Here is a 7917-nt window from a genome sequence, read left to right as displayed (position 1 = left end):
GATCTACCGCCTCGACGGCTCCACCGACCTCACCGAGCGGGTGCTGGACCACCTGCCCGGCTACGAGGACTCCCGGCCGGTGCGCCTGGGCAACGGCGCCGCCGGGCAGCTCCAGCTCGACGTCTACGGCGAGCTCGTCGACACCCTGCTGCTGGCCGAAGAGGCAGGACTGCCGGCCGACCCCCGGGTCGACGAACTGCTGCTGGCGCTGGTGCGGCAGGTGGAGGAGCGCTGGCGCCAGGCGGACGAGGGGATCTGGGAGATCCGCGGCCCCGCCCGGCACTTCACCCACTCCAAGGTCATGTGCTGGGTCGCCGTCGACCGCACCGTGCGCCTGCTGGCGCGCCGCCCGGACGCCGACCCCGCCCTCCTGCTCCACCTCGCCGAGCTGCGCGGTTCACCCAGTACTACGGCGGCCGGACCCTGGACGCCTCCCTGCTGCTGATCCCGCTGGTCGGCTTCCTCCCCGCCGACGACGAGCGCGTCGTCGCCACTGTCGAGGCCATCCAGCGCGACCTCACCGAGGACGGCCTGGTCCTGCGCTACGCCACCGAGCAGCGCGCCGGCGCGAACGTCGACGGGCGCGCAGCGACCTGGGGCTGCTCGCCGAGGAGTACGACCCCGTCGCCCGCCGCCATCTGGGCAACTACCCGCAGGCGTTCAGCATGTGGGCCTTGACCGACGCGGCCGTCCGTTTCGGCGACCGCCCTGCTCCCTGGGTGTTCGTCCCCGAGCAGGCGACTCGCACCTCCTTCACGGCCCCTGCCCGGACGGTGGAGCTGGCGGGGCAGGTGAGCCGGTGACCGCGACCCTGCCCGCCGGTGCCCTCGGCATGGCGCTCGCCCGCTTCCCCCTGACGCCCGAAGCCACCTCCAGGGTGGCGCCGCCGCTGGAGCAGCGGTTGGAGGAGATCGCGGCCTCCGCCCGCAGCGCCGCCGACCACGCGGACGCGGTCCTGGCCGCCGAGGTGCACCGCCGGGCGGCCCAGTTGCACGTCGACCAGGGCCGGCCCGGGACGGCGTACGCGCTGTGCAATCTCCACACCGCCCTGGTCCTCCAAGCGCGCCCGCTGCCCGGTCCGCTCGCCATGTGCGCGCTGACGTCGCAGCTCACCCACGCCGAACTCCTGGTCCGCGAAGGCCACCCCGGCACGGCCATCGCGCTGCTGGAGGCGATCTCGCTGGCGATCGGGACGAACCGGGACGCCGAGACCCCCGCCGTCGGCACCCTGTCGCTGGCCGGCCTGAGCGCCGACGACGACCGCGCCGTGCTCTACGACTGGTGGGAGGGGATCTCCCTGCTGCCCCTGGCCCACGCGCTGGCGCGCCAGGGCGACTGGGAGAGGGCCCGGGGCACCCTGATGGCCGACCCGACCCCGTCGCCCGGCCCGGGCGCCGCGCTGCAGCTGGCGACGATCGCCCTCGCTCTCGGCGGCCGGCACCAGATCGCCGCTACACGGTTGGCCCGGATCCGCCTCGACCGCCACACCCCGTGGGAGCACGTCGTGGCCGCCGCACTCGCCGTCGTCTGCACCCTGCTCGGCCCCTGCCCCGACAAGCACGTGCTCACCGGCCAGCTCACCACGCTGTGCGAGGCCCACGGGACCTACCTGGAGAGGCCCGACGGGTACAGCGCCCGCGCCCTGCTGGAGCACCCCCTCGCCGCCCGCCTCCCGGACACCGACCGCAAGGAGCTGGCGTCGATCGTCGAGCAGGCGGGGCTGGGGACGGGTGCGCTGCCGCCGCACCTGGACAACCGGCTCATCCAGGCGCTCGCCCTGGCCTCCGAGGCCGTCACCGCCGCCATCACGACCGGCGCGCCGTGAGCACGCCGCCGGCCCCGTCCTACCGCACCGCCCGAGACGAGACGAAGGAACCCATGCTCGACCTGGCCGCCCTGCCCGTCCCGCTGCCCGGCTTCCCGCCGCTGCCGCTGCCGCGCTCGCAGTACCTGTCCGTCCTGTCGTGGACCACCGACCACGGCCAGGACCTCGAAGAGGTCTGCCTGATCGCCAAGCGGTACGACCCGGACCTGGTCGTCCTGGGCGAGCTGTGCGAGGAGCAGATCGAGAACGCCGCGCGGATGCTCGGCATGGACGCCCACCCCAGCGCCGGCACGGACGTCACCGCCCACCGCACCGTCATCTTCGTCCGGCCCGCCGGCCAGCTGGTCGCCCTGCACAACCACCAGAAGCCGAACTCCCGGGACCCCAGGATCCCCAGGGCGAACGTCGAGTTCACCCTGCGCCAGGGCACCAGCGGGCGCGTGCCGGGCAGCTTCACCGTCGCCGGCCTCCACCTCAGCTACTGCTCGCCCACCGAGCGCCTGATCGCCGCCGAGAACGTCTCCAATTTGCAGAGCCAGCCGCGCCTGATCATCGGCGACTTCAACGAGGACCCGGCCGGCGAGCAGATCGACCGCAGCCGGGACGCGAACCGCGCCCACTGGCACGACCGCTCCTTCTACGTGCACGGCGCCGGCCGGATCACCGCGACCCGCGTGGACGAGGACCTCACCACCCAGGGCCTCAACGACATCGCCCGCCTGCTGAACACCGAGGAGGCGATGCGGCCCACCAGCAGCACCGTGCTGCGCGCCCCGGGGCAGAGCCCGGCCGGACGCGGCTGCCGCGTCTACGCCGACGAGCCCCTCGCCCTGGCCGCCGTGCACCTGGAGGTGCTGGCCGGCTACGACGACGTCTCCGACCACCACCCGATCCTCACCGTCTTCCACCTGCCCGCCCTGCGCGACGCCGTCACCGCCGCAGCCGCCCGACGCGACGAACGCCGCCAGCAGCTGGCTGCCGACCGGGTCGAGTTCAAGACCGCCCGCATCGCCCGCGAGATCGCCGCCGGGCTCCGCTGACCGCCGGGCCGCCCCGCCCCGTGCCGCGGGGCGGCCCCGAACACCCTTCCGTCACAACCGACTTGAACTGGGGACTCCGTTGGTCACTGCCCAGCCGTTCGCCGAGCTGCCCGTCGACGAGGAAGCCCTGCTGGCGCGCCTCGCACACCTGCCGGCCGCCGCCGACGTGCCCACCGCCGCCGCGGCGGTCGGCATCCCACCCCGCCTGGCACACGAGTTGATGCGCTCCCTCACCGGGAAGGGGCTGCTCACTGCTGCCCCCGGCGGCGCTGTCCGCGGCACCCTCTACTCGCTCCACCCCGACATCGCCTCCCAGGCTCGCGCCTTGGTCCCGCAGGTCGGCCCCGAGACCCTCGGACGCTACCTGGACGCCCTCGTGGACACCGCGGAGCAGGCCAGCCGACTGCTCACCCCCAACCACCGCCTGAGCCCCCCGTCCGCCCGCCGGCACCGGCCCGGCCAAGCCCTGCGACTCACCAACAGCCCGGAGGCCCGCTCCTGGCTGCAGTCGACGGCCCCCTCCCTGCTCGCCGTCCTGGCCGCCGCCCGCCAGACCCGCGAGGACGCCGCGGCCCTCGCCCTCGTCGTCGCCTGCTACGCCTACTTCCACCTCGTGCGCGACCGCGACCTGTGGATCCCCGTCCACGAGCAGGGCCTGCTCGCCGCCGAGCGCTGCCACGACCAGACCGCGGTCCGCAGCATGCTCCACACCCTCGCCATGGGCCACCGCGACCAAGGCCGCCACGACGCTGCCATCGCGCACCTGACCCGCGCCCGCGAGATCGCCGCCGCCACCGGAGACGAAGCGGGCATCGCCCAGCACACCCGCGGCATCGGCGCCTGCCACCACGCCGCCGGACGCTACGACCAGGCCCTGCCGCACCTGGAGCAGGCCCGGGAACTGCTGCGACCGCTCGGCCAGCCCCGCGACCTCGCCCTAGCCCTCATCCTCCTCGGCTCCTGCCGCACCGCGCTCGGCGAGCCCGCGCCCGCGATCGACCTGCTGGAGGAGGCCCTGCGGCTACTCGCCGCCCTCCCCGGACACGACGGCGTCAACACCGGCCGGGCCCTGGCTTTCCTCGGCGAAGCCCACTCCGCCGCCGGAGGACGCCCCGAAGCCACCGCCCACCTCTCCAGGGCGCTGGGCCAGTTCGCCGAGATCGGGGCTCAGCACTGGGTCGCCCGGACCATGCTGATGCTCGGCGAGGCCGCCCGCCGCGCCGGCGATGAGAAGACGGCCGGGATCTGGTTCAACGCCTCCCTCGGGATGTTCCAGGCGCTCGGCCGCACCAGCGACACCCAGCGGCTGGCCGGGTTGCTGCACGGAGCCGAAGGCCGGTGACGGACCGCGGGATGCCCACGTTCGTGCGGCAGGTCAAGGGAGCGATGGCACTGGCCACGGAGCGGTTCGAGGCGGCCGTCGCCGCCGCGCCGGAACCGACCGGCTGGTCGCCCCTGTACGTCGACACCTTCCGTCTCTTCGCCAGCGGCTCCCCGCGCCGGCTTACCTGCCGGCAGCTGGGGATCGCGCCCGACTCCCTGCGATGGAGGATGAGACGGATCTACGACCGCCTCGGCACGCGCACCCCGTTGACGGCCGCGTTGGTCGGGCTGGCGCACCGCATCGTCCCGACGGAGGACGTCGCCCCGTGGTGGCCGCAGCCACCCGCCCTGACCGACCAGGAGACCTGCGCCCTGCTGCTGGCCGCGTCGGGCCTGGACCGCTGCCAGGCCGCACGCCACCTCGGCCGCACCCTCGACGCACACGCGCACCGCCTCCGGCGGCTCCACCGAAAGCTCGGCGTCTCCAGCACGTTCGACGGCGCCGTCGCCGCAGTGGTCAACGGCGCGATCGCCCTGCCCCGGGTACCGCGCCGACAACCGCCACCGTCTTCGGCAGAGGTCGACAGCCTGCCCTCGGACACCGGCCGGGACCACCTTCTCCACCCAGCACCTGAAGGACCTCGATGATCAGCTCCCTATCCGGCCTCCTGCTCACGGCCGAGGCGCCGGACCCTGCCGACACCGCCCGGCAGGCGCTCACCGACGCGGCCCTGAACCAGGGGTTCGACCCGGACGGCGCCGAGCTGCTGCACGACGCCAGGAACTGGGTCTTCCGCCTGCCCAACAGCGGTGTGGTCGGCAAGGTCCACAGCCGCTCCACCCACTACGCCGACGTGGTGCGCCAGGCCCGTACAGCGGATGCCCTGCTGGCCGCCGGCTTCCCCACCGCCGCGCCGGTCGGACGCATCAGCGTGGCCCGCGGCCACCTGGTCGACTTCACCGAAGACCTGGGGCCGAATCACCCCAGCCAGCGCCAGCACGGCGCTCTCATCCGCCGCCTCCACCTCCTCCCGCGGCTGGCCGGGGTCGACGTCGTCCGCGTGGACAAGGTCGCCCGCGCGTACGCGCGTCTGGACCGACTGCGCCCGAGCGCCGTCGCCGACAGCGGCCGTACCGGTCTGCGCCTCCTCCTCACCACCGCCGCCGCCGCCTACCACCAGGCCCGCCGGTCTGAACTCTGCCTGACGCACAACGACATCACCGTCACCAACGCCGCCCTTCCCAAGGACGGGGAAGCGGCGCTCCTCGACCTGGAGACCTTCGGCCGCGGCGACCCCGCCTGGGACCAAGCCGCCAGCGCCTTCGCCCGCGACGTGTTCGGCAAAGACCCGCGGGAGCACGAGGAGTGGGTGGACGGGTACGGCTACGACATCGCCGCCGCCGACCCGGGGCTGTACGAGCTGCTGGTACCGATCATGGGCATCAACTCGTGCCTGTTCTACCTCGACTGGGCCGACCGCATTCGCCCCGAAGCCCGCCCCGAGGCGGAACTGCGGCTGGCCACCCTCCTGGAGGACCGCCCCTTCCCCTGGGATTGGGCGCCGTTCTACATCGCCGAGGAGCCCGCGCCCGCTGCAACGACCCGGCACGCCTCCTGATGACCGCCGACACGACCGCGGGCGAGAGCATGTCCGGTCGGAGCGAGAACAGCGCAACCGCCGCAGCCCGACACCTCCCTCCGTCCCTGCTCGTCGCAGGACCGACCCGCACCCCGGCCGGCCGCTGGTGCACGGTGCGTCCGCCCTGGCGGCGGGCCGCGCGTCGGCTCGTTCTGGCGCTGGCGCTGCTACCGCTGCTGACCGCCCCGGCAGCCCCGGCCCGCGGCCACATGGTCCACGGCACGGTGTTCTCCAAGGACGCCACCGTGATCCACGTCCGCCCGGGCCAGCTGTTCTCTCTGCACTGGCACCTCGCCGTGGCCCCCGGCACGGACCACCGGCCCACCGATCCGTTGCCCGACCTGGACGTGCTCGTCTTCGTCGGAGCCGACGAAGTACCTCCCCGCGGATGGATCGAGACCATGGGCGACGGCGGCGACCTCTACCTGGTCCTCAAGGCCCGGCACCCCGGCACCACCACCCTGAACATCGCCAACTGCTTCGACTGCTGGCCGGGATACGGCAGTTCCTACCATGAGCACAACACCTACCGGATCGTGGTCGGGTAGCCGCGATGTCCCTTCTCGCAGTGCCCGCGACGCGGGTCCGGCCTTGCCCCACCGGGACCGTGGGAGTCGAGTCGAGGCAGTCGCTGGGGTCGGACTCCTTCCCGTCCAAGCACCTGCTCCTGCGGGGCCAGCCCCTGTCCGCGCCGTGGCGAATCCTGCTGCAGGCCACCGGGTGCGGGGCCTCGACGGGTGCCTGGCACTCCCGAGCCCTCGCTGTCAGTGGCGAGTGGGAGAGTGCCCGTGCCGGTCGGCAACAGCGTTGCAAATATGACCAGTTGACGCGATTCACCGGATCGTGTGGTGTCCCCCGGGACACGCCGACACAGGCCCGGCCTGCCGCCTACGGTGAGACGTCCGCGAGCGCACTCACGTACGAGGGTCGGTCACTCGGTCGATCGCTGCTCCGCCGTGCCCGGATGCGGGCGGCTGCCCCGCCCGTGGCCGCATTCCCTTTCCGAGGAAGGAGAAGTCCTGTGTCGCACACCCCGGTGGTGGGGGTCCACCTGGTGCTGGTCGAGGACGGCAAGGTGCTGTTGGGCCGTCGTGCCAACACCTCGTTCGCCGAAGGGTGCTGGCACACCCCGGCCGGCCACCTCGAAGCCGGGGAGTCGGTGCTGCGCGGCATGGCCCGGGAGGCCGAGGAGGAACTCGGCATCCGGATCCGCGAGGAGGACCTGGTTCTTGTCCACACCTTGCACCACCTCGATGCCGACGACGGCCTGGGACGGCTGCAGCTGTTCTTCACCGCCCGCTCGTACACCGGATCGATCACCAACCGGGAGCCCGACAAGTGCTCGGAGCTGAGGTACTGGCCGCTGGAGGCGTTGCCAGATCCGACCGTCGCCTACACGGCCGCCGCCCTCGCCGAGATCGCCGCCGGCCGCCCGCTGTCCGTCTTCGGCTGGCCGACGACGGGAACGGCCGGTGGCCAGGAACGGACGGTGCCCGCGGCGGCCGTGGGGAGTCCGCAGAGCCGGCTGGTGATCGTGCGAGGGAACTCCGCGTCGGGCAAGTCGTCGGTGGCCGCCGGGCTGCGGGAGGCGTTCGGGCGGGGCCTGGCGATCGTCGGCCAGGATGTCCTGCGCCGGGTCGTGCTGCGCGAGCACGACCGGCACGGCGGCGCGAACATCGGCCTCATCGACACCACCGCTCGCTACGCGCTGGATGCCGGCTACCACGTCGTGGTCGAGGGCATCCTGTCCGCCGAGCGCTACGGCGACATGCTCCATCGCCTGTCCTGCGACCACGCGGGCGTCACCCGCTGCTACTACCTCGACGTGCCGTTCGAGGAAACTCTGCGCCGTCATGCCACGAAGCAGGACCCCCAGCTGCTGGCCAACGTCACCGAGCGGCACCTGCGCGAGTGGTACCGCGAGCGCGACCTGCTGCCCGGCGGCATCGAGACCGTCGTCGGCGCCGACAGCACGCTGGCCGCCACGGTGGAGCTGATCATGCGCGACACCGGCCTCGACACCCTGCCCGCCCGCGGCGTCCAGCACCCTTCCGATTCCAACCCGCCGACCGTTTCAGCCTGTTGACGA

Annotated in this window: 10 protein-coding genes and 1 pseudogene; all 11 read left to right on the top strand. The window is 73.3% G+C overall.

All coding sequences use genetic code 11. The features are described from left to right. A partial coding sequence (locus IH44_RS49525; protein ID WP_030462557.1) for a glycoside hydrolase family 15 protein occupies positions 1-445 on the top strand: 445 nt, incomplete at its 5' end. Further along, positions 424-678, top strand: coding sequence for a glycoside hydrolase family 15 protein (locus IH44_RS49820; protein WP_369795005.1), 255 nt, complete (start codon positions 424-426; stop codon positions 676-678). The genes IH44_RS49525 and IH44_RS49820, both read left to right, overlap by 22 nt. Then, positions 675-803, top strand: coding sequence for a hypothetical protein (locus IH44_RS49520; RefSeq protein ID WP_304414221.1), 129 nt, complete (start codon positions 675-677; stop codon positions 801-803). Before IH44_RS49820 ends, IH44_RS49520 begins: the two co-directional genes overlap by 4 nt. Beyond that, on the top strand, positions 800-1825 hold the full coding sequence (locus IH44_RS0128150) for a hypothetical protein (RefSeq protein WP_030462556.1): 1026 nt from the start codon (positions 800-802) through the stop codon (positions 1823-1825). The genes IH44_RS49520 and IH44_RS0128150 overlap by 4 nt, the downstream gene beginning before the upstream one ends. Further along, positions 1822-2865, top strand: a complete 1044-nt coding sequence (locus tag IH44_RS0128145; protein ID WP_157852491.1) for an endonuclease/exonuclease/phosphatase family protein — start codon at positions 1822-1824, stop codon at positions 2863-2865. Before IH44_RS0128150 ends, IH44_RS0128145 begins: the two co-directional genes overlap by 4 nt. A gap of 79 nt (positions 2866-2944) precedes the next feature. Further along, entirely contained in the window at positions 2945-4207 is a 1263-nt protein-coding gene (locus IH44_RS41525) for a tetratricopeptide repeat protein (RefSeq protein ID WP_035956630.1), read from the top strand. A gap of 11 nt (positions 4208-4218) precedes the next feature. After that, positions 4219-4836, top strand: coding sequence for a hypothetical protein (locus IH44_RS0128135; protein ID WP_157852490.1), 618 nt, complete (start codon positions 4219-4221; stop codon positions 4834-4836). Beyond that, the gene (locus IH44_RS0128130) at positions 4833-5807 is read left to right on the top strand and encodes a phosphotransferase family protein (protein WP_030462553.1); all 975 of its coding nucleotides are present in this window, start codon (positions 4833-4835) and stop codon (positions 5805-5807) included. The genes IH44_RS0128135 and IH44_RS0128130 overlap by 4 nt, the downstream gene beginning before the upstream one ends. Continuing rightward, a complete protein-coding gene (locus tag IH44_RS0128125) occupies positions 5807-6376 on the top strand; it encodes a hypothetical protein (RefSeq protein WP_030462552.1) in 570 nt (189 codons plus the stop codon). The genes IH44_RS0128130 and IH44_RS0128125 overlap by 1 nt, the downstream gene beginning before the upstream one ends. A 5-nt stretch (positions 6377-6381) precedes the next feature. Then, positions 6382-7200: pseudogene (locus IH44_RS49815) on the top strand (NUDIX domain-containing protein); the annotation flags it as partial. Between the two features lie 117 nt (positions 7201-7317). Next, positions 7318-7914, top strand: coding sequence for an AAA family ATPase (locus IH44_RS48595; protein WP_369795004.1), 597 nt, complete (start codon positions 7318-7320; stop codon positions 7912-7914). Positions 7915-7917 lie beyond the last annotated feature (3 nt).

Source organism: Kitasatospora sp. NRRL B-11411, from assembly GCF_000721345.1.
Lineage (GTDB): Bacteria > Actinomycetota > Actinomycetes > Streptomycetales > Streptomycetaceae > Kitasatospora > Kitasatospora cineracea.
Note: the sequence above shows the minus strand (reverse complement) of the source record. Positions and strands in the feature narration are given on the sequence as shown.

Excerpts from the sequence above, each read along its gene's own strand:
- IH44_RS0128125 (WP_030462552.1), top strand. The coding sequence starts at position 5,807 with ATGACCGCCGACACGACCGCGGGCGAGAGCATGTCCGGTCGGAGCGAG.
- IH44_RS0128135 (WP_157852490.1), top strand. The coding sequence starts at position 4,219 with ATGCCCACGTTCGTGCGGCAGGTCAAGGGAGCGATGGCACTGGCCACG.
- IH44_RS0128130 (WP_030462553.1), top strand. The coding sequence starts at position 4,833 with ATGATCAGCTCCCTATCCGGCCTCCTGCTCACGGCCGAGGCGCCGGAC.